This is a genomic window from Butyrivibrio proteoclasticus P6B7 (genome assembly GCF_000622085.1).
In the GTDB taxonomy this organism is placed as follows: domain Bacteria; phylum Bacillota; class Clostridia; order Lachnospirales; family Lachnospiraceae; genus Butyrivibrio; species Butyrivibrio proteoclasticus_A.
Genome location: NZ_JHWL01000003.1, coordinates 225,666 through 247,784, shown reverse-complemented (window position 1 = coordinate 247,784; position 22,119 = coordinate 225,666). Strand labels below are relative to the sequence as shown.

Annotated in this window: 21 protein-coding genes; all 21 read right to left on the bottom strand. The window is 42.4% G+C overall.

Going from position 1 to position 22,119, the window contains the following annotated elements; all coding sequences use genetic code 11:
• Positions 1–37: 37 nt before the first annotated feature.
• The gene (gene metG, locus T541_RS0104305) at positions 38–2,080 is read right to left on the bottom strand and encodes a methionine--tRNA ligase (protein ID WP_026651518.1); all 2,043 of its coding nucleotides are present in this window, start codon (positions 2,078–2,080) and stop codon (positions 38–40) included.
• A 25-nt stretch (positions 2,081–2,105) separates the two neighbouring features.
• Positions 2,106–2,981, bottom strand: a complete 876-nt coding sequence (locus T541_RS0104300) for a methionyl aminopeptidase (protein ID WP_026651517.1) — start codon at positions 2,979–2,981, stop codon at positions 2,106–2,108.
• A 91-nt stretch (positions 2,982–3,072) separates the two neighbouring features.
• Entirely contained in the window at positions 3,073–4,602 is a 1,530-nt protein-coding gene (locus T541_RS0104295) for a bifunctional metallophosphatase/5'-nucleotidase (RefSeq protein ID WP_026651516.1), read from the bottom strand.
• Between the two features lie 6 nt (positions 4,603–4,608).
• The gene (gene phnE, locus T541_RS0104290; protein ID WP_026651515.1) at positions 4,609–5,418 is read right to left on the bottom strand and encodes a phosphonate ABC transporter, permease protein PhnE; all 810 of its coding nucleotides are present in this window, start codon (positions 5,416–5,418) and stop codon (positions 4,609–4,611) included.
• A 13-nt stretch (positions 5,419–5,431) separates the two neighbouring features.
• Complete coding sequence (gene phnE / locus T541_RS0104285) at positions 5,432–6,253, bottom strand: phosphonate ABC transporter, permease protein PhnE (RefSeq protein ID WP_026651514.1); 822 nt, start codon at positions 6,251–6,253, stop codon at positions 5,432–5,434.
• A gap of 5 nt (positions 6,254–6,258) precedes the next feature.
• Positions 6,259–7,032, bottom strand: a complete 774-nt coding sequence (phnC, locus tag T541_RS0104280) for a phosphonate ABC transporter ATP-binding protein (RefSeq protein WP_034465980.1) — start codon at positions 7,030–7,032, stop codon at positions 6,259–6,261.
• A gap of 130 nt (positions 7,033–7,162) precedes the next feature.
• Complete coding sequence (locus T541_RS0104275) at positions 7,163–8,251, bottom strand: phosphate/phosphite/phosphonate ABC transporter substrate-binding protein (RefSeq protein WP_026651512.1); 1,089 nt, start codon at positions 8,249–8,251, stop codon at positions 7,163–7,165.
• A 137-nt stretch (positions 8,252–8,388) separates the two neighbouring features.
• Positions 8,389–9,042 carry a ribulose-phosphate 3-epimerase gene (gene rpe / locus T541_RS0104270; protein WP_026651511.1) on the bottom strand — a complete coding sequence of 218 codons (654 nt, stop codon included), beginning with the start codon at positions 9,040–9,042 and terminating at the stop codon, positions 8,389–8,391.
• Entirely contained in the window at positions 9,042–9,983 is a 942-nt protein-coding gene (locus tag T541_RS0104265) for a transketolase family protein (protein ID WP_026651509.1), read from the bottom strand. The genes rpe and T541_RS0104265 overlap by 1 nt, the downstream gene beginning before the upstream one ends.
• Positions 9,984–9,996: 13 nt before the next feature.
• Positions 9,997–10,830, bottom strand: coding sequence for a transketolase (locus T541_RS0104260; RefSeq protein WP_026651508.1), 834 nt, complete (start codon positions 10,828–10,830; stop codon positions 9,997–9,999).
• 109 nt (positions 10,831–10,939) lie between these two features.
• Positions 10,940–11,635, bottom strand: coding sequence for an L-ribulose-5-phosphate 4-epimerase (locus tag T541_RS0104255; RefSeq protein ID WP_026651507.1), 696 nt, complete (start codon positions 11,633–11,635; stop codon positions 10,940–10,942).
• 107 nt (positions 11,636–11,742) lie between these two features.
• Entirely contained in the window at positions 11,743–13,338 is a 1,596-nt protein-coding gene (locus T541_RS0104250; protein WP_026651506.1) for a xylulokinase, read from the bottom strand.
• A 92-nt stretch (positions 13,339–13,430) separates the two neighbouring features.
• Positions 13,431–14,234 (bottom strand): DNA-3-methyladenine glycosylase family protein, encoded by an 804-nt coding sequence (locus tag T541_RS0104245; RefSeq protein ID WP_026651505.1) that lies wholly within the window; start codon positions 14,232–14,234, stop codon positions 13,431–13,433.
• Positions 14,235–14,251: 17 nt separating this feature from the next.
• Positions 14,252–14,698, bottom strand: a complete 447-nt coding sequence (locus T541_RS0104240) for a restriction endonuclease (protein WP_026651504.1) — start codon at positions 14,696–14,698, stop codon at positions 14,252–14,254.
• A gap of 5 nt (positions 14,699–14,703) precedes the next feature.
• Positions 14,704–15,747 (bottom strand): hypothetical protein, encoded by a 1,044-nt coding sequence (locus T541_RS0104235; protein ID WP_155839460.1) that lies wholly within the window; start codon positions 15,745–15,747, stop codon positions 14,704–14,706.
• Positions 15,748–15,756: 9 nt separating this feature from the next.
• Positions 15,757–17,190, bottom strand: coding sequence for an MBOAT family O-acyltransferase (locus T541_RS18800; protein WP_034465976.1), 1,434 nt, complete (start codon positions 17,188–17,190; stop codon positions 15,757–15,759).
• Between the two features lie 133 nt (positions 17,191–17,323).
• A complete protein-coding gene (locus T541_RS0104225; RefSeq protein ID WP_026651502.1) occupies positions 17,324–18,298 on the bottom strand; it encodes an aminoglycoside phosphotransferase family protein in 975 nt (324 codons plus the stop codon).
• 117 nt (positions 18,299–18,415) lie between these two features.
• On the bottom strand, positions 18,416–19,573 hold the full coding sequence (locus tag T541_RS0104220) for a helix-turn-helix domain-containing protein (RefSeq protein ID WP_026651501.1): 1,158 nt from the start codon (positions 19,571–19,573) through the stop codon (positions 18,416–18,418).
• Positions 19,574–19,703: 130 nt separating this feature from the next.
• Positions 19,704–20,150 carry a GNAT family N-acetyltransferase gene (locus T541_RS0104215; RefSeq protein WP_026651499.1) on the bottom strand — a complete coding sequence of 149 codons (447 nt, stop codon included), beginning with the start codon at positions 20,148–20,150 and terminating at the stop codon, positions 19,704–19,706.
• Positions 20,151–20,152: 2 nt separating this feature from the next.
• Positions 20,153–21,601 carry a 23S rRNA (uracil(1939)-C(5))-methyltransferase RlmD gene (rlmD, locus tag T541_RS0104210; protein WP_051538086.1) on the bottom strand — a complete coding sequence of 483 codons (1,449 nt, stop codon included), beginning with the start codon at positions 21,599–21,601 and terminating at the stop codon, positions 20,153–20,155.
• A gap of 13 nt (positions 21,602–21,614) precedes the next feature.
• On the bottom strand, positions 21,615–22,115 hold the full coding sequence (locus T541_RS0104205; RefSeq protein WP_026651497.1) for a tRNA (cytidine(34)-2'-O)-methyltransferase: 501 nt from the start codon (positions 22,113–22,115) through the stop codon (positions 21,615–21,617).
• Positions 22,116–22,119 lie beyond the last annotated feature (4 nt).

Sequence of the window (22,119 nt, the reverse complement as noted above, 5' to 3'; positions counted from 1 at the left end):
CGGAATCCTACGCTACTAGCTAGCAACTCCATCATTATTAACAAATCTCTGCGCCAGATGGCATCTCTTTTTCAGGAGTCATAAGTGCAAGGTTGCCTTCTGCATCCTCAGCACAAAGAAGCATTCCCTCAGATAACACCCCTGCGAGCTTAGCTGGCTTAAGGTTAACAAGAACCATAACCTTCTTTCCAACCATCTCTTCTGGAGAATAGTACTTCCTTATTCCTGAAACGATCTGTTTAACCTGACTTCCAATCTTAACCTGAGAGCAAAGAAGTTTCTTAGATTTCTCTACTGCTTCGCACTTAATGATCTCGCCCACCTGGAACTGCATCTTCCCGAAATCATCAAAAGAAATCTCTTCCTTAGCAGGAATATCAATTGCCTGCTGTGAAGCTTCGCTCTTTTCCTCTGCCTTAGGAGCTGGTGCTGGAGCAAGTCCTGCCTTAGCAAGATTCTCAGCAGCCTTTCTCTGATTCTCTTCGTATTCAGCCTTCTGCTTCTTGGTTATCTCAGCAGCCTTTTCAAGAACATCCTTTAAGTCCTTACGTGCGAAAAGCATCTCAGGGCTCTCAGAAACCTTGCTTCCATTAGGATAAAGGCCAAACTGAGTAAGAGTATCGAAATCTCTCTCTGGAGCAGCAATCTGCTCTCTGATCTTCTGAGCTGTCTCTGGCATAAATGGATCAAGAAGAGCTGCTCCAATTGAGATAGACTCAACAAGATTGTAAAGAACTGTTGAAAGTCTGTCCTTCTTGGCCTCATCCTTACCAAGTACCCATGGCTCTGTCTCATCAATATACTTGTTGCATCTCTTAAAGAGAGTAAAGATCTCTGTAAGAGCATCTGCAACTCTAAGTTCATCCATCTTGGCCTCAACCTTGTTATAGCAGCCTGTTACAACTGCCTTAAGATCGTCATCAACATCCTCTTTAACGCCCTTATCCTCAAGAACGCCACCAAGATACTTATTGCTCATAGCAATAGTACGGTTAACCAGGTTGCCAAGTGTATTAGCAAGATCAGAATTATATCTCTCTACTAAAAGCTCCCATGTGATAACACCATCATTTTCAAATGGCATCTCATGAAGAACGAAATATCTAACTGCATCTACTCCGAAAAGACTTACAAGGTCGTCAGCGTAAATAACGTTACCCTTAGACTTACTCATCTTCTCGCCGCCCTGTAAGAGCCAAGGATGACCAAATACCTGCTTAGGAAGTGGCTCACCAAGTGCCATAAGGAAAATAGGCCAGTAAATTGTATGGAATCTGATAATATCCTTACCGATAAGGTGAAGGTCAGCTGGCCACCACTTCTTGTATTCCTCAGAGCTGTTTCCCTCTGCATCATAACCAATACCAGTGATATAGTTGGTAAGCGCATCAAGCCATACATATACTACGTGCTTGTCATCAAAATCTACAGGAATTCCCCACTTAAATGAGGTTCTTGAAACACAAAGATCCTGAAGGCCTGGAAGAAGGAAGTTGTTCATCATCTCATTCTTACGTGATACAGGCTGAATGAATTCAGGATGTGTGTTGATATGCTCAATAAGTCTGTCTGCATACTTGCTCATCTTAAAGAAGTATGCCTCTTCCTCTGCAGGATGTACTGGACCACCACACTCAGGGCACTTGCCATCTACGAGCTGACCTTCTGTATAGAAAGCCTCGCACTCTGTACAATACATTCCCTTGTATGATCCCTTGTAAATATCACCCTGATCATAGAACTTCTTGAAGATTTTCTGAACTTGCTTAACATGATCCTCATCAGTTGTTCTGATGAATCTGTCATATGAAGTGTCCATAAGGTTCCAAAGACCTTTGATTGTATCTGAAACCTGATCTACAAATTCCTTAGGAGAATCGCAACCAGCCTCGATTGCTCTTGTCTCAATCTTCTGACCGTGCTCATCTGAACCAGTCTGGAAATGTACATCAAATCCATCTCTTCTCTTATATCTGGCAATAGCATCTGCCAAGACGATTTCATAACTGTTGCCTATATGAGGCTTGCCTGATGTGTAGGCAATGGCAGTTGTGATATAGTATTTACCTTTATTCTGCATCTTAAAACATCCTTCCTATTTGTGATTACCAGCAAAGAAGCTCATAGCCAGTCTCAGTAACAAGAAGCTCTACTTCCCACTGCGCTGATGGCTTAAGATCTGCTGTGTAAACTGTCCAGTCATTATCTTCGTCAATGAAGATTTCATTAGTGCCCATGTTGACCATAGGCTCAATAGTAAATACCATTCCTGGAACCATAAGCATTCCAGTGCCTGGCTTACTTACAAAGCTTACAAATGGCTCCTCGTGGAAAGCATTACCGCATCCATGGCCGCCAATCTCTCTAACTACGGTATAACCGTTCTTAAGGGCGTGCTGATGAACTGCATGTCCCATATCTCCAATTGGAGTCCATGGCTTAACAGCCTTAAGGCCTTCCTCAAGGCACTCCTTGGTTACATCAACAAGTCTCTTTTTTTCAGGTGAAACATCTCCTATACAAAACATTCGTGATGAATCAGAAAAATAACCGTTAAGAATTGTGGAACAGTCCACATTGATAATATCTCCATCCTTAAGAATAATGTCCTTGGATGGAATTCCGTGGCAAACCTCTTCATTGATAGAGGTACATACACTCTTAGGGAATCCTTCGTAGTTAAGGTCCGCAGGGATTCCTCCCATCTTGGTAGTAACATCATTAACGATGTCGTCGATATCCTGTGTAGACATGCCTGCTCGGATCTTGTCGCCAACCTCATCAAGTACAGCCATATTGATAACTGCACTCTTCTTGATTCCTTCAATATCCTCAGCAGTCTTAAAAAGGCTTCTGTCAGGAACCTTTATTCCCTGGCTCTCAAATTTAATAATCTTATCATCGAAGGCAGCGTGGCAGCTTTTGTACTTCTTGCCGCTTCCACACCAGCATTCGTCATTTCTTTCTAATCTAGTATACATCTCATTCCTTCTTATAAAGTCGTAATTTCACAAATATAGTATGCCTTCAATATGAGCAAATGTCAAACTAATCCGCTATTTTAGAGGACTTTCAAAGGCACGCAAAATCAGCATTTCTGATTTCTCCGAGTGGAGAATTCTTTCTGATAAAATTGATCAAAAGATCTGGCATCTCATCGGAAAAGGATTTATGGCACTTACACTGACCTATGCACTCGTATCCGCCAGTTCCTGTAGCTCTGTAGTTGCTGGTAACAAGAGTATACTCTGTATCATCAGACAGCTCCGTTCCATCAAGCTTTTGTAAAAGAACTACTCTCTCACCCACCTTTTTAGAAAGGTCGAATCTGTACTTAAGTCCTGCATAGTAGTCGTAGTTGTAATGCTCAACCTTAGGCTGAAGGAAAACCTTTGAAATACTGATCTCTCCAGTCTGTGTATCCTTCTCAAAATACTCAGCACATCTTTCAAGAGCCTGTTTAAGGACAGCCTTTGTAACCACCTTAACCTCAACAGTGTTAGAGAACTGATATATTCCAAGGACATCTCTTACAGTAATATCCTTTTTAAGGCCCAGTGGCTCATTAGAAAGGCTGGTGCAGGAAAAATCTGCCCCTGTATAATCCAGCTGAACCTGATTGAAGATAGCTGCAACCTTACTTCCATGAATGGCTGCATCAAGCTTTGGCTCAGGAAGGATCTCTTTTGCCAGGCTGCCGATAGGCTCATCAAGCCAGGTCTGAAGTTTAGCGTTAAGATCTTCCATGAAGGAGTGCTCAGCAATTATTCTATCGCAGGCTTCACCTGGTTTATCCAGTGCCACAAGTCTTGAAGTAATGTCAAAGCCTTCACTCTTCTTATCTGCAATGATTTCGCAGTAGCTCATGGCCTTATCTGGTGGCTGAACTCCAACTGTTCCGTCGATAACTGTATTCTCAACTGCCATGTGCTGATGACCGGTAAGAAGAATATCGAATCCAGTCTCTCTGGCAATCTTGCAGGCCTGATTCTCTGTAGATTCTGAAAGGACCTTACCTGTAGAAAGATCTTCCTCAAAACCGCCATGATAGATGCAAACTGTAATGTCGCACTTATCCTTAAGCTCAAGATACTGCTCCTTAAGGCATTCAACTGGATCCAATACCTGAAGCTCAGACAGGTTCTCTTTTTGCTCCCATACATTAACGTATCCTGTGACTGCACCTGTGATTCCGACCTTTGTGCCGTCTCCAAGTGTGTGAATGACATTCTTCTTGATTCCAAGGGCACCTCTAAGATCCACAACATTGGCGCAGATGAGAGTAGCCTTCATTGCGCTCACATAGTCAAGAATTGCATCATAGCCAAAGTTAAAATCATGATTGCCCAGAGTGTAGTAATCAAGACCCATGGCGTTAAAGCCCTCTGCCATAGGATTGAAGTCATATTCATCCCTGTGCTCTAAGTAGTATGTCAAAAGAGGTGTTCCCTGAAGAGAATCGCCTCCGTCTATAACCAAAGTATTTTCATCCTTGCTAATCTGTGCAGAAACACAAAAAAGCCCCGAAGTCTCAGGGCAGTTTTTTGCGTAGTTAACAGGATATAAATGACCGTGGGTATCTGATGTAAAAATGATACGCATATATTATTATCCTCTTGTAAGCTTTACTCGAATCTTGGTTGAAATGAACTCAATAATAAGAATCAGAACAATAAGTCCGGCAAGAATAGCTCCTGCTTCATTCCATCTGTAACCATTCATGGCAAAGATAAGTGGAGCACCGAAACCACCGGCACCTACCATACCAAGAATTGTAGCATCTCTTAAGTTAATATCAAACCTATAAATAGCTGTTGATGCAAAGTTAGGCATAAGTTGTGGAAGAATACCATATCTGATCTTCTGCCAGGAGTTACATCCTGCTGCATCCAAAGACTCCACAACATGAACATCAAGATCCTCGATGGCCTCGATATACATCTTACTTACCATACCAACAGAGCATACACCCATTGTCAAAAGACCTGCAAATGGGCCAGGGCCTGAAACTCTGATGAATGCAAGGGCATAGATAAAGTTAGGCACTGTTCTGATGGCCATAATAAGCATACGACCAATGAAAGCAATTGGCTTAGGAGCAAGTGTTGACGCTGAAATGAAAGCCAGCGGAACAGAAATGATAGCTCCGACAATTGTTCCAAGGAACGCAATACAAAGGGTCTCAAGCATAAGGTAAGGAACACCTGATGTTGAAAAATCGAAAAGGAATTTAAGATCAGGAGTAAAGAGTCCCTTAAGGACATTACGGGCGATCTGTCCGCCGCCTGCTGTTGAGCCACTTGTCTCAACTACACCAGCACTCCAGATAATAAGTCCAATAGTTATCACTGCTAAAACAGTGTTATATACCCAGTTCTTAGGGCGTTTTGCATAAGCTTCTTCAATTCTCTTATTCACTTTAGCGCCCTCCTTAAACCAGTTTCTTTCTGAAATATCTACTGATGCTCTCGATAATGAATACTGTTATCAAAAGAGATATCAGCATCATTCCCACGCTGGAATAATCCTTAAGTGACATTCTCTCATTAAGAAGAATACCGATACCACCGGCTCCTACGTAACCAAGGATTGCAGCATATCTTACATTTCCTTCAAAGTTGAAAAGACAGTTTGAAAGGAAGAATGGAAGAACCTGTGGGATAATTGCTGTAATAAAGGCTCTTGTCTTGGTAGATCCCATAGCCTCCATAGCTTCGAAGGATCCCATATCAACAGTCTCAATCTCTTCATAGGTAAGTTTACCGATATATGCAAAAGAGAATACTGCAATAGCAATAGTTCCTGCCAGTGTTCCAAGTCCGAAGAAAAGTGTTGCAATAAGGGCTGTAACGATAGTAGGAAGTGTTCTAACGATACTGAACATAAGTCTTACTATAGATACAACAACTCTGTTCTTGCAAACGTTGGTACTTGCAAGCATTGCAAAAGGAACTGACAATAAAGAACCAACAAGTGAACCAATAAGTGACATCTTAACTGTATCAAATAGAGGCTCCCATACTGCGCTCATAATCTCTTTTTTAGGTGGGATCATTCTTTGAAATATTACAAAGAACTGTCCGATTCTTGTAACCAGAATCTTCATATCAAATCCTGTTATCTTTACAGAAACAGCACACATAATAAGGACGATTAAGGCATAGAAAGGTGCTCTTGAAGCCTTCTTCTCAACACTCTTTCCGTTAGGAAGCGTATATACAGTTGGTCTAAAAATCTTATCGTATAATTTCAAGACTCTCACCCCTCTTCTTCCTGAACGTTACCTTCGTTATCAACTTTGCCCTTATAAATCTTAGTAAGAACTTCTTCATTAACATCAGAAGCTGGACCGTCATAAACGATCTCACCCTCTCTGATACCAATTACTCTGCTAGCGTACTTAAGAGCCAGATCAACATGGTGAATATTGATAAGGACAGTGATCTTCATGTCCTCATTGATTCTCTTGAAATCATCCATAACCTGCTTAGCTGTCACAGGGTCAAGAGCTGCAACTGGCTCATCAGCAAGAATGATCTGTGGATCCTGAGCAAGAGTTCTGGCAAGAGCTACTCTCTGCTGCTGTCCACCAGAAAGCTGATCTGCTCTAACAAAAGCCTTATCAAGAATGCCAACCTTATCGAGGCACTCTAAAGCCTTGATCTTCTCTTCCTTGTTGTAAATACCAAAAGTAGATCTGTACCATGGCATATCTGGAACAAAGGCAGTCATAACGTTCTTGATAACTGTTGTTCTTGTGATCAGGTTGAAGGACTGGAAAATCATGCCAATCTTTCTTCTGAACCTTCTGAGCTGCTTACCATACAGACTCATCACATCAACATCATCCACGGTGAGCTTACCACTTGTTACATCGTGCATCCTGTTAATGGTACGAATAAGTGTGGATTTACCAGCTCCAGAAAGGCCAATAATGGCTACGAATTCACCCTGCTCGATTGAGAGATTAATGTGCTTAAGTCCCTCAAATCCGTTGGGATATCTTTTTCCTACATCTTCAAACTTGATCATCTGATTTCTCCTGATTCTAATTCAAAAATAAGGGAAGATATTGTTACATATCTCCCCTCGTTATTTAAGATGAATGTCCAAGCCACGCATCTAGCGACTTAGAACTAAGTAATTCGCCAAGCGATTACTATTACTGCATTGAAAGGATAAGCTCCTGAGCTGCTCTCTCTGCATCGTAATCTTCAGGCTTAGCAACAACATAACCGTTGTGGCTGTAGATTGAGATTACTTCCTTACCAGCATCTGTGTTACCAATGTTGATAAATGCCTGTGTTACAGCAGCCTTGAGACCCTCGTCCATTGACTTTGTTACGCTGATTGTATCGTTGTAGATACCCTCTGTAACACCAATAACGTTTGTCTCATCCCAAATGCTAGCTTCTCTGCCATATTCAGCTGTCCACTTCTCTTCCTGATCACGTCTTGCATCAGCGTATGTTACAAGTACGTCAACCTGGCCTGAAGCAAGTCTTGCGAATGCTGTACCATAGTTGTCTGAAAGAGATGTATGTGAAAGGTCTGTGATGTGCTTATCGAAGTTCTCCTGAAGCCAGAGAGAAGGATAAACATATCCAGCAGGTGATGAAGAGCTCATAACGCTCCAGTTAAGTCCATCAAGATCTTCCCATGTAAGCTCTTCGCCGTTGTTAACCTTAGCTGCAACAGCCTGACCAGCCTCTGAAGGACCAGCGATAATAAGAGCGCGATAGTAAGTAACCTGATCTTCAACAGCCTCTGTTGGCTTGTTGTCGTTCCAGTCCTTAGCAGAATCGCTGTCGATTGAAAGACCATTTCTTGTTGCTGTAAGGATTACATCGCAATCCTCATCGTAAAGAACATAAGTTGATCCAGGAATAAGTCCAATGTCGATAGTACCAGCTGAAAGACCCTCTCCTACTGCCTCAAAGCTTGTACCAACTGTGATCTCAACTTCACCAACCTCATAGCCAAGTCCAGCGAGCTCAGTTGTGAGCATCTCCTTAAGTGGCTCAGTTGCTGTTACGATCTCATCAGGCTCACGTGATGGAACGAATCCAATAGTAAGCTTGTCGACCTTAACTGGTTCTGCAATATCAGTAGTATCTGCAGTTTCTGTTGATGCTACAGAAGCCTCGTTGTTTGACTCTGTACCAGTTTCTGTTGATGCACTGCTACCGCAGCCTGCAAGCATTACTACACATGAGATGCCTGCGACCATCATTGCAAAAAATCTCTTCATAATTCCTCCTGCCTATATAGGCCCTATTTAATTTTACTCAGCAAAAAACTCATGTGGTATCCACATGAGTTCTTCACTTAATACCTCGGAAAGTATAAATTATATGTAAACAATTGTCAATGAATAAATCATTAATGTCAGTTTCCCATGATTCTAAGGAATTCCTTGGTATTATCCGTTATATTTCCTTTAAATATGCCGGAACCAGAAACAATTACATTGGCACCCGCATCCAAAATATCCTTAAGATTTCCTGAATATATTCCACCATCAACCTGGATATCTGTATCAAGGCCCTTTTCTGTAAGCATCTGACGAACTCTTCTGATCCTGTCATAGCTCTCTGGAATAAGTGACTGTCCTCCAAAGCCAGGCTCTACTGTCATTACAAGGATCATATCTACTGTCTCAAGATATGGCACCAATGTCTCTACACTTGTACCAGGCTTAATAGCCAGTCCTGCCTTCTTGGAAAGGCTGTGAATCTTGTCTATTACTGCCTGCGGGTCATCTGTTGCCTCAAGATGAAAAGTTATTATATCTGAGCCAATCTCAGCAAACTCTTCAATATATCTGATGGGATCCTTGATCATAAGGTGTACATCAAATACCTTGTCAGTAGCCTTTCTGATACTTTTAATAACTGGCATACCATAGGAAATGGATGGCACAAAAATGCCATCCATAACGTCGATATGAATATACTGGGCTCCTGCCCTATCTGCTTCCTCTATTTGTTGACCAAGAATAGTAAAATCTGCTGATAGAATTGAAGGACTTAAAATATTCATTACTTTAAAAATTCCTTTACTGATGCATATACACCATCGCCATCAAGGCCATACTTCTTAACAAGATCTGCTGCTGATCCAGACTCACCGAATCTGTCCTGCATACCGATCTTCTTAACTACTGTAGGGCACTCCTCAGAAAGAACGTCACAAACTGCACTTCCAAGACCACCGATTACTGAATGCTCTTCAACAGTAACAACCTTACCAGTCTTCTTAGCAGTTGCAACAATAAGCTCTCTGTCGATAGGCTTGATTGTGCAAATATTTACAACCTCAGCACTGATGCCATCTGCAGCAAGCTTCTCAGCCGCCTCAAGTGCAGCACCAACACCAATACCTGTTGCAATAATACTAACATCAGTACCCTCTCTAAGTACAGTACCTTTTCCAAGTTCAAACTTATAATCTGGTCTGTCGTTAACTACAGGGCAAGCTGCACGGCCAAAACGGATATAAACAGGGCCAACATGCTCTGCTGCAGCTCTTACACAAGCTCTTGCCTCGATATCATCAGCTGGGCACATAACAACCATGCCTGGGATTGTGCGCATAAGTGCAAGATCTTCGTTACACTGATGACTGGCTCCGTCCTCACCTACAGTGATACCAGCGTGAGTTCCACCGATCTTAACGTTAAGGTGTGGATAACCAATTGAGTTACGAACCTGCTCGAAAGCACGTCCTGTTGCAAACATAGCAAATGTACTAACAAATGGGATCTTACCTGTTGTAGCAAGTCCAGCAGCGATACCCATCATGTTACACTCAGCGATACCGCAGTCAATGTGACGATCTGGGAATTCCTTTTTGAACCAACCTGTTCTTGTAGCAGCAGCAAGGTCTGCATCAAGAACTACAACCTTATCATTAACTTTTGCAAGTTCTATAAGTTCTTTACCGTAGCTATCTCTTGTAGCTATTTTCTTTACTTCGCTCATTTTAACCTCCTACTTACGCTTCTAATGCCTGTCCGATTTTTTCGAGATCTGCCATAGCAATAGCGTACTCTTCATCATTAGGTGCTACACCGTGCCATGAAACCTGGCCTTCCATAAAGGATACGCCCTTACCCTTTAAGCTGTGTGCAATGATTGCTGTAGGCTGACCCTTAGTCTCTCTAGCCTCCTTGAAGGCTGCTCTCAAAGCATCAAAATCATGTGCATCAACATTGATTACATGGAAGTTAAATGCCTCAAACTTCTTATCAATAGGATATGGTGAACATACCTGATCAACTGGTCCATCAATCTGAAGACCATTGTTATCTACGATAACTACAAGGTTATCAAGCTTGCGGAATCCGGCAAACATAGCTGCTTCCCAAACCTGTCCCTCTTCGATCTCACCATCGCCAAGGAGTGTATATGTTCTGTAGTCCTTGTTATCAAGCTTAGCAGAAAGAGCCATACCACAAGCTACAGAGATTCCCTGGCCAAGTGATCCACTACTCATATCAAGGCCTGGAAGGTACTGCATACTTGGATGTCCCTGAAGTCTTGAACCAAGCTTACGAAGAGTCTTAAGCTCCTCTACTGGGAAATAACCCTTCTGAGCCATTACTGAATAAAGACCAGGAGCTGTATGTCCCTTAGAAAGAACGAAACGATCTCTGTCTGGATCTGCTGGGTTCTTAGGATCTACGTTCATCTCCTCGAAATACAGATATGTGAAAATATCTGCTGCTGAAAGTGATCCGCCTGGATGTCCTGCCTTAGCTGCATGAACAGCTGTGACAATTCCCTTGCGGACTTCGTTTGCGATTTTCTGCAATTCTTTGTTTGTCATAATTCCTCCAATCTATAACTATAACTATTAAAAAATAATGAAGTTCTGCTCTCACTTCGCTCGCCAGAACAAAGTAGTACACTAAGCTCGACTTCGTCTCGCTAAGTGATTACTTTTGACCATAGTAAGCATTCGCGCCGTGCTTACGATAGTAGTGCTTATCCTGAAGTTCTGCTGGTGCTGGCTGAACCTGAGGATTGATCACCTCACATCTGTAAGCCATCTTAGCAACTTCCTCAGTAACTACTGCATTATGAACTGCCTCATGAGCATCCTTGCCCCAAGCGAATACGCCGTGGTTCTTGCAAAGAACTGCTGGAACAGCCATAGGATCCTTGCCCATACGATTAAACTCGTTGACAATAAGATGTCCTGTGTTCTCCTCATAAGCGCTTTCAATCTCATCCTTGGTAAGACATCTTACACATGGAATGTCGCCATAGAAGTAATCTGCATGAGTTGTGCCATAGCATGGAATATCTCTTCCTGCCTGAGCCCAGCTTGTTGCATATGAAGAGTGTGTATGAACAACTCCTCCAACTTCCTTAAAAGCTTTGTAGATCTCAACATGTGTTGGTGTATCAGATGAAGGATTAAGCTTACCCTCAACCTTATTACCATCAAGATCCATAACCACCATATCATCTGGTGTCATAGTATCATATTCCACACCACTTGGCTTAATAACAAAGAGACCACTCTCTCTGTCGATGGCACTTACATTACCCCATGTAAATGTTACAAGCCCATACTTAGGTAAAAGAATATTTGCTTCATAGACTTTTTTCTTAAGTTCTTCTAACATATTCCCTCACTTTCCAAGTAATATTTTATTTTCAAAGAAACTATAATTCCTCTCAATTAATGCGCAGCTTTTACCAAATTGATACGGCTAAAAACTGCGCATTGAAATTACTTAAGTGAATCTACAGCAGCTCTTTCTACAGCAAGACCTGCGTTGTAATCCTTCATAAATTTATCAAAGCCCTCTGCGTCTTCCTTGATAGGCTCGAAGGTCTCAACCTTACCAGATACGAATACCTTCTCGTTAAGGAACTTCTCTAAAGTCTCACCCTCAGACTTCTGAAGCATAAAGCCTGCAAGAATAGCCTGGCCCCATGGTCCGCCTTCTCCAGCAGTCTCCATAAGCTTGATAGGAGTATTAAGTGCTGCTGCCATTACTCTGTCACCAACACCGCGAACCTTGAAGAATCCGCCCTGTCCAAAGAAGAAGTCAGCCTTTACATTCTCTTCCTTCATAAGGATATCGTTTCCAGCCTTAAGAGCTCCGAGAGCTGTATAAAGATGCGTTCTCATAAAGTTAGAGAGATTGAACTTGTCATCAGGTCTTCTTACAAAAAGAGGTCTTCCTTCGTTAAAGCCTGTAATGCTCTCGCCTGAGAAATAGTTATATGCAAGAAGTCCGCCGCAATCCGCGTCGCCTTCCATAGCCTTTCTGTAAAGAGTTCCGTAAAGAGTATCATCGTCTACGTCCTTGCCGATGGCACCAGCAAACTCTCTAAAGAGGCCAACCCATGCGTTAAGGTCAGAAGTACAGTTGTTGCAGTGAACCATAGCAACCTCTTCTCCGCTAGGAGTTGTTACAAGGTCAAGCTCTGGATATGCCTTTGAAAGGCTGTGCTCAAGAACAACCATTGAGAATACTGATGTACCAGCTGAGATGTTACCTGTTCTAACTCCAACAGAGTTAGTAGCAACCATACCTGTACCAGCGTCGCCCTCTGGAGGACATACTGGAATTCCAGCAGCAAGTGTGCCTGTAGGATCAAGCTTTCTAGCGCCCTCTGCAGTAAGTGTACCAGCAGAAACACCAGCTGGAAGAGACTTAGGAAGGACATCTCTGATCTTCCATCCAAGATTCTTACCAGCGATCAGCTCATCGAACTGATCCAGCATCTTCTCATTATAATCACAAGTCTTGGAATCAATTGGGAACATACCTGAAGCATCGCCTACACCAAGAACCTTCTCTCCGGTAAGCTGCCAGTGAATGTAACCTGCAAGAGTTGTAAAGAAATCAATCTTAGAAACATGTTCCTCGCCATTAAGAATTGCCTGATAGAGGTGAGCAATGCTCCATCTCTGAGGAATGTGATATCCGAATACTTCTGTAAGTTCATCAGAAGCCTTTTCTGTAATAGTATTTCTCCATGTTCTGAATGGAACAAGAAGATTGCCCTCCTTATCGAAGGCCATGTAACCATGCATCATAGCTGAGAATCCCATTGCGCCGATCTTCTCAAGCTTAACGCCAAACTTACTCTCTACATCTGCAGCAAGATTCTTGTAGCAATCCTGAAGTCCTGTCCAGATATCATCAAGAGTATATGTCCAAATGCCGTTATCCAGTCTGTTCTCCCAGCCATGTGAGCCAGAAGCCAGTGGATTGTAGTCATAATCTGTAAGAACTGCCTTGATTCTGGTAGAGCCGAACTCTATACCAAGTAATGTTTTCCCCTCTGTTATCAAACTTTTTACATCACCCATTTTTCCTTCTCCATCCTCTTATATAAAAATTTGAATCATAATAATCAAGTAGCTTAACTTTACCATTCCTTAGCCCATGAAACAAGGTGTATTTATAGGTTTTCATTCCTTGAATAAAAGAAAAGATATTGCTGCATCACCCCGTTGTATGGCGCATACCTTTCAAAGTCAAAGCCCTTCTGGTATCTGTTCTCAAGAACCCTGTTGATCCACACATCCCTCGGAAAGGCATCTAGCCTGTGATAACCAAACAGAATCTCGCAGTTGGCAACCTTAACTCCAACTCCGTATAATCCCAGCAGATTATCCATCAGCCCTTTATCGTCGCACTTCTCCCATTCAAAAAGATCTATATCCTTATGAGCTACCGCTTCTGCTGCCCTAAGCACATACTTATCTCTGTAGCCCAGGCTGCATCCAGACAGCTCCTCTAAAGAAAGAGCTGCAATATCCTCCGCTCTGGGAAAAGAGAACTTATCTTTCCCTATCTCTTTTCCAGCCAATCTGCACAGCTTCTCAATAGATGCTTTGATGGCAGGAATGTTCTTACGCTGGGATATGATAAAAGAAATTAGCATCTCGAAAGGGTCCTGTCGTAGGATCCTTATGCCTTCCCCATAAATAGAAGCCTTGAATAGATACGGATCCTTCTTGGGATCAATGCGACCGCGAATCTGTCTGTAATCTGTATCAATGTCGAAGTAGGAATACCAGAAATCATCAAATTCTTTCTGTGTGCAATCAAATTCGTACTCGCATTCACCAACCTGTTTTACAAAAACATGCTTATCCAGAGAAAAGACGCTATACCCGTCCCCCTCTTTGTTGAATCTAAAGCACTGTCCGCTATCTGCTATTTTCTGAAGATCAAAATCATCCTTTATAGTTACTTTCATATCTCTTCCTTGTCTTGTTAGCTCTTTTCCATGCCATCAACATAGCCCCTGTCCCAGAGCATTATGTTGAGTTTCTGCGCCATGTCCACTGCGGGCTGGGTGAAGTACTGGTTAGTCATTACAACTCCCACCATCTTGCCGTAGAAGTCCCTTCCGGCGTAGACCTCCATAACAGCCTTGACGCCGATTGGCTTGTCGTAACACTTGCACTGAACAGCATAGGTCACTCCGTCCTTCTCAGCCAGGATGTCCACTCCAAAGTCTCCACTTCCCTTGGTGACCTCAACCTCCATGAACCCATTGGCCTTAAGCAGGTCTGCGCAGTAATACTCAAAGTCATGACCCTCCATCTCGTCCATGGGCAGTGGTTTTTGCTTGATTTTCTTAATACAGTAGAATATAAAAACAGCAATCATTACGATTGCTGCTCCTATAATCATGTAAAGTATTGATTCTTTTGCCATTTATATTAACCCGTCTTCTTATCTTTTGATGATGCCAGCTGCCTGTTGACGTAGGTACGCACCTCAGCAGCATGCCTGTCCCAGGACTCCCATTTATCAAGTCCCCGTCTGTCAGGAATATCATAGCTATTCTTTATATTTTTGGCAAGATAACTTGTGTATTTGCAGCTTCCAAAATAATTAAGATGTGAATCATCATTAAAATCCGTCTTGAAGTTAAGGCCCATCTCCTCGTAGCTGTAATTAGAACTGTCAAAGTTAAGACCCTGTTCATCCGCGATCTCATGGATCCTATTGTAAACAAGCTCATCCTCGTTACTGGTGAGGTATGGAGTAACTGTAAGGTAAAGGTCCATCCCTTCTTGCCTGCAATAATCAATTATTTTCAAAAGGTATTCCTCTGACTTGGCAGTAAGTCCACCAGACGCATCGCAGTCCCATTCAGGCTCTTTCTGGGGTGAAACCTTAAAGTAAGGAGTATAGCCCTTAAAGCTTGACCTGTCCTCTGTTGAAGCCAAAAGATACTCAAAATCCTCGTCTTCAAGCTCGGAATATCTTGAATGATATGTCACTATTGATGGGAAATAATCAAAAAGATTCTGTGGCTCACAGCAGCTATTCAGCATTTTAACCTTGTTAAGAGAAAACTTCATGCCGTTTAAGCTATCAGTAAGATAGTAATATTGATAGTCGTCCTTGAACCTGGCAGGACAATAAAGATCTAAGACAATTAACTGGGGATTCTGATATTTGCAGATTTCTTGGAGATAGTAGTAGGTAACCCACAGGGGCTGTTCCGCAGAACTGTAATCGTAAGACGCAATACCGTATTCCTCCCACATCTGGGCGGTATTGATATTATAGTGTACATGACTAGAGCCCATAAACACCACATCTATGGTATTCTCCGGCTGAGCGTACATGTCTCTGGCCTGGCAGATACCATGCAATGTTTTTAGACTCAACAGTCTGTCACTGAAGAAATACGTGACGCCAATTGCAATTAAGAGTATTAGTAACCTCAGTCCCTTTAACAGATTCCCCTTCATCTGTACCCCCTAGAACTGCATGTAAATGAGCCTTGACCCCATGTCTGGCCCATATATCCCCAATATCATAATAGTTACAAATAACAGATAAAATACAACGCATCTGACGGATTGCTTTTGCTTTGCCACAAGCTCAGGAATGCTAACCCCCCGGTTATACGAGAACCTGTCTAGCAAAGTTATCGCAATCGTCAATACTATTATAACAATAATTTCGATATTTTTTAACTCAATTCTGGCCAAATCCACAGAAAGATTCTCGATTCCAAGCCCATTTCTAAACATCGAAACAAAATACTTAAGACCGCTCATCAAAGACGTGGATTTAAAGAACACCCAAGCAAAAGAAACTTCTATGAAAGTAATGATCCTGCCTAGCCTTCCAGACCTTATAAAGGTCACGCCCCTACTCTTAAGGATGCTGTCTATGGCAGAATAGGTTCCATGTAGACACCCCCAGAATATGAACTTAATCCCAGCCCCGTGCCATATTCCGCAGATTACGAACACAATCATGGTGTTTATAAGCTTTCGCAAAAGGCCTTTCCTGTTGCCACCAAGTGGTATATAGAGGTAGTCAGTGAGCCAACTGCTGAGGGACATATGCCAGCGCCTCCAGAACTCAGTAATATTATTGGCTGAATAAGGCATGTCAAAATTCTTTACTATTTCTATTCCAAAGGCCAGGCCCGCCCCTATGGCTATATAGGAATACCCTGCAAAGTCGCAATAGATCTGGATTGTATATGCAAGCGCCGTTGCCAGAAGGATGATAAATCCATACTGGTGGTAGCCATCAAACACCCTGTCCACGTAGATTCCAAGCCTGTCTGCTATTACCAGCTTCATGAAGGCCCCGTAAAGGAGATAATAGATAGCTCTTTTCCATCTGGTTACATCTGTAATCCTGACATCCGGAAGGGCCTTTATCTGGGCTTCAAACCTTCCAAATCTCTCAATTGGGCCACTTACGAACTTGGGAAAAAAGCTAAGATATAACAGGACGTCTATCGGATTCCTGGAGGGTTCTGTGGTTCCTCTTTTTACATCCACGATGTAGCTAATGACCTGGAATACGTAGAATGAATAACCGAAGGGCATGATGACCTTTGTCAAAAGAGATCCCTCTGGGAATAAAGAACTGCTGTAGGCAAGGATGTATTTGAGAAGAAGAAGGCTTAAGGAAAACAAGGCGACAAGTGAGTATGTCACTACCTTTAGGCCTATTGTCTTTTCCTTAATTCGAAGTTTTTGGATAATAAGCGCCCCAAGATAAGCCAGAACGCCTGTGATCAGAACTGATATAAAAGTAAGTGCGCTGAGCTTAATCCCATAGGCCAAGCTTACAGCGCACAAAAAGTACTTCCTAAATCTCTTAGGAACCACGTAATATACTATGACTGCACAGATCAAAAAAACTAGCGAAGCAATAGTGACTGTCATCCCCAAATTCCCCTCAAAACTAGTAAAACACAATACGCTACTGTACTATTCGCCTCTTCCCCCCAGAACAACCGAAAATACTATTTAATTATAATATAAAAACCGTGATAACGCCTATCATTTATTGACATTTTTACAGTATTTCGAACGCCATGTCATACATTGCTCTGGCGTCTTTGGTATTCCTGATGTAATTTTCCTCATCTGGCTCGTATCTAACGTATTTTTCCACCTCTTCAATCAGTGCCAGAAGACACACCGCAAATGCATATCTTCTTTCTGTCTCTTCAGAGAGAAGAATCTTTTCTTCTGCCACTTCATTATATATTTCTAGCTCTTTCTGTTTTGCAGAAAGTAGTGATTTCTGGCCAGGGCCCAATGTTATAAAGTCAGCCACAGGGTCTCCCCAGAATCCACGCTCTGGATCTATCCAGCAGATCTTACCATCGCTGTATAAGACGTTGCTGTCCCACAGGTCAAAGTTGACCATTCGGCATGGGACGTCCCTTAACAGATCTTCGTGCTTGTCGATGAGCTTAATAAACTTCTCACCATCAGGTGTTTCATATCCCAATTTCTTATAGTCAGAAACAAGGTTTGAAGCCATTGCTTTTAATGCTTCATACCATGTAGCATGAAGTCCTGACTGGATATAGCCGAACTCATCATTCTTTATTCTGTGTATCTTGGCAAGCATTCCAATTTTCTGCTTCTGGACGTTTTCATACTCTTCATCTGTGAATTTAACTGCCCAAAGAGGCTCGCCCTCCATGAGCTCCATGATAAAGCAGTTGCTCTTAATAATGCTCTTTGAAAAATCAAAGACGTATACTTCTGGGCAAAGAATATCTGTATTCTCGTGCATCTTGGTATACCAGAAGACTTCTGACTCCATCATGTTCTTTTCATATGTCAGGACTGTTGCGCCATCGGGAGGTGCGATTTTTAACGCATAGCTATTGCCGTTATCACAGGTAACCTTGTATGCAGCGTTGAATTCACCATTTCCAAGAGCTTCGATTCTAGTTACGTTTCCCACATTATGAGCCTTAAACAGCTCTTTTATTTCATTCTCAGTCGCTTCATATTTTGTTTTACTCTTTATCATTTCTTTATACCTCCTACTGCTTCCCCAAAATAAAAGACATGTGCTTTCAACCCTTGAAAACACATGCCTTTATCATACCATAGCCAATGCCAGTCATACACTGCATTTACCGCTATATCATACTAATTTTTCAAATTCAGAAAAGACTTCTTCTTTACTCCAGCCTTTAAGCTGTCCCAGCATAAACTGTAGTTTGCCATCTATCCAATCTCTGGTGTAGGTTCCCATGTTACGCGCTGCAATATCACCATAGCTACGAACTACTTCTTTGGAATCCTTTTTGTTTACTTCAGAACAGAATTCTACATATTTATCAATTTTCGCTAATAGCTTCTTCCATTCCTCAGCAGCCTTTTCTGGCTTATCATTCCTTAAGTATGCTGCAACTAAGAACTTATATGTATCGCGGTAATATCCCTGACAATGCGCAATCATCTTTTCATTTTCCATAAACTTATCCATAATGGATAGTCCCCAGAAGCAGTTCTCCTCTACCTCTTCTAAGGGGCTGACCCACATCATGCTCTCTGCATTGTAGAGAATCTGCTTATTTATGGCTCTTATGAAATTCTGATAATTGTCACGGATCTGTGCCTTCCAATTCTCCTTGCCCTCTTCCGTATCTCGATAGATAAAGTATGGTAGGAGTGTTTCCTTTAGCATATTGCTACTGATAGAAGGAAGGGCTTCAACATGCTGCATGCCTTTTTCCCAATCGTTAGAATGCCAGCAAAGCCATGCTAGCGAAAAGTGACACTTGTCCTCCAGCTCTTTGACCCCAGAGTAGCGAATAACCTGCATCGCTCTGTTTTCTGCTCTCCTGACTAGCTGTTTCCATTCCTTACCATCATTCTCCATGAGTCCTGAATAGTAAGAATTTTTTGGATTTACATAACGACTCATGTGCCCAACCGCCTGAACAAAGCTTGTCATAATACCATAATTGAATATATTCTCTTCACACTGCTGATCCAAATATTGAACTGCGCTGTAGGCTCCCTGAGACTGTTCTCCACTGTCCCTAAGCGAATTTGCTTTTTGCTCTACTTCCTGAGCAAGCCTAACATCATAGTTCTCAGTATTAAATCCAAACAACGCATCCGTTGATACATTTAAAGCCTGTGCCAGCGGAACTATCTGAGTAACATCTGGAAGACCAGCTCCGCTTTCCCATTTGCTGACAGCCTGACTGGTAATACAAAGGATACTTGCAAGTTCTTCCTGTGTATAACCCAAATCACGACGAAACTTTTTTATATTATTTCCCAACGCCATATGCTTCTACCTCTCTTTAGTTTTTTCAATAGATGCATCTTTGATAATCTCAATGTAGCAGAAACCAAAGAGAATTCCTAACAACTAATTCTCGGAGAAAAATCAACTTTGCGTTGTATCGGAGCAATTCTCAACCCCTTACCTTGTACTCATACCACTCTTCATCTGTCTTTACGAAGCCTACGCTTTCAAACATATGCTGACTCTGCGAATTGAAAGAGTAGACATTTGCCTTAACAGTCTCCATACCCTTTTCTTTTGCCAGCTTAAGCATTTCCTCTACGCAAAGCCTACCAATATGGCGATTCTGGTACTCCTTGCATACTACTATAGCCACTTCAGCATTATCTCTTAACGATACATCACCAACAAGCTCTCCTCTGTACTCTATGTAATAACAATCTCCATGTGAGCTAAGGAAATCATACATAGCATGCAAAAGATCTATATCGTAAGGCTCATCTTTGTTGTCAACCTGCTTACACACATCAAGATCCTGATACCAGGCAAGAGACACCTCATCATTCCTGTAGTAAGGAATCAATTTTATTTCTTCGTTTATAATTCGTTCTGTCATAGTTATCTTGCCGCTTTTGTTAATAGAACTACAGTTTCAACATGTACCGTATGTCCGAACATATCGCATGGCGTTACCGCCTTAAGCTCATATCCTCCATCCACAAGGATTCGGAGGTCTCTAGCCAAAGTTGCTGAGTCGCAGCTGACGTATACAATGCGCTCTGGCTTCATCTTAAGCATTGTATCAAGGCAGGCCTCATCGCAGCCCTTACGAGGTGGATCCACCACGATCACATCTGGATTCAAAGCGTTGTCATCAGCCATTCCCTTGTTGTAGAAATCTGGAAGAACCTCCTCAGCCTTTCCACAATAGAATTCTGCATTATCGATGTTGTTGCGCTTGGCATTAGCCTTGGCATCTTCGATGGCTTCTGGAATAATCTCAACGCCATATACCTTCCTGGCATCTGCTGCCATGGACAATGTTATGGTTCCAATTCCACAGTACAGATCCCAGACAGTCTCTTTACCAGTAAGTCCGGCATATTCGATAGCCTTGCCATAGAGCTTCTCACACTGCTTAGGATTGACCTGATAAAAAGAAAGTGGTGATATCTCAAACTCCAAACCACATAAGGTGTCTTTAATAGTATCTCTTCCCCAGATTGTATGGATCTCAAGGCCCATAATAACGTTGGTCTTCTCAGTATTTACACTAACAGAAATGCTGGTCATTCCTGAATTCTTACGTAGCCTTTCAACCAGCGAATCCTGGGCTTTAATAAACTGGGCCGGGCTCTGACCACCCTTGCCCTTATAGTTCACCACCAGGCACACCATGATCTCACCGCTGGTAAAGCCCTTTCTAATAAGCACATGTCTCACAAGGCCCTTACCTGAGGCCTCATCATAGGGCTCCACACCATTCTTATTCATGTGGTCTATGATGATATCCAGAATCTCTTTATTCTCTTTGGTTCCGATAAGACAGTCATCAACAGGGATAATGCTATGGGTTCTGCCTGCATAGAATCCTGCCACAATCTTGCCATTTTTATCCCTTCCAATTGGGAACTGAGCTTTATTGCGGTATCTCCAGGGATCCTCCATGCCAATAATGGACTGCATAACGCCGTCCACATAGCTTTCCTCAAATCCCCCAAGCCTTACAATGTTATTCCTAACCTTGTTCTGCTTGAACTGAAGCTGTCTTTCGTAATCCATGTTCTGGATCTGACAGCCACCACACTGACGGGCAATCTCGCACCTTGGCTTAACGCGGACATCAGATGCAGTTATCACCTCTTCAAGATGGGCATAGGCATAGTTCTTTTTAGCCTTCATGATCTTAGCCTTAACCACATCGCCAATTACCGCATCCTTAATAAAGAGGGTATAGCCGTCTACCTTACCTATGCCCTCTCCATCGTTGCCTATATCAGTGATCTCTACAGTTAGAAGATCACCCTTATCATATTTTGTTATTTCTTTTGATTTCTTATTACTCATTTATTTTCTTTCTTCAGTTCTCGCTCTTCCAGTGAAGTCTGTGGAGCTCGCCTTCCTTTTCAAGCCCTGCGAAATTGTTCTGCCTCAGAGCTTCATAAAGAACTATAGCCACAGAGTTAGACAGATTCAGTGATCTGATATCCTCGCCCATCGGAATCCTAATGCAGTTCTCCTCATTGTCCACAAGGATCTCCTCCGGAATTCCAGCACTCTCCTTACCAAACATGATGAAGTCATCCATGCCAAACTCTACTTCTGTGTAGGAGCGCTTAGCCTTGGTAGTAGCCATCCAGATCTTGGCTCCCGGGTGCTTCTCTTTGAAATCGTTGTAATCAATGTACCTTGTGACATCAAGCTTATCCCAGTAATCCATTCCGGCTCTCTTTAGATCTTTTTCCGAAAGTCTAAAGCCCAGGGGCTCGATCAGGTGTAGGCTTGTATTAGTAGCCACGCAGGTTCTTCCGATATTGCCTGTATTCTGAGGAATCTCAGGCTGATGTAAAACTATATGCATATCT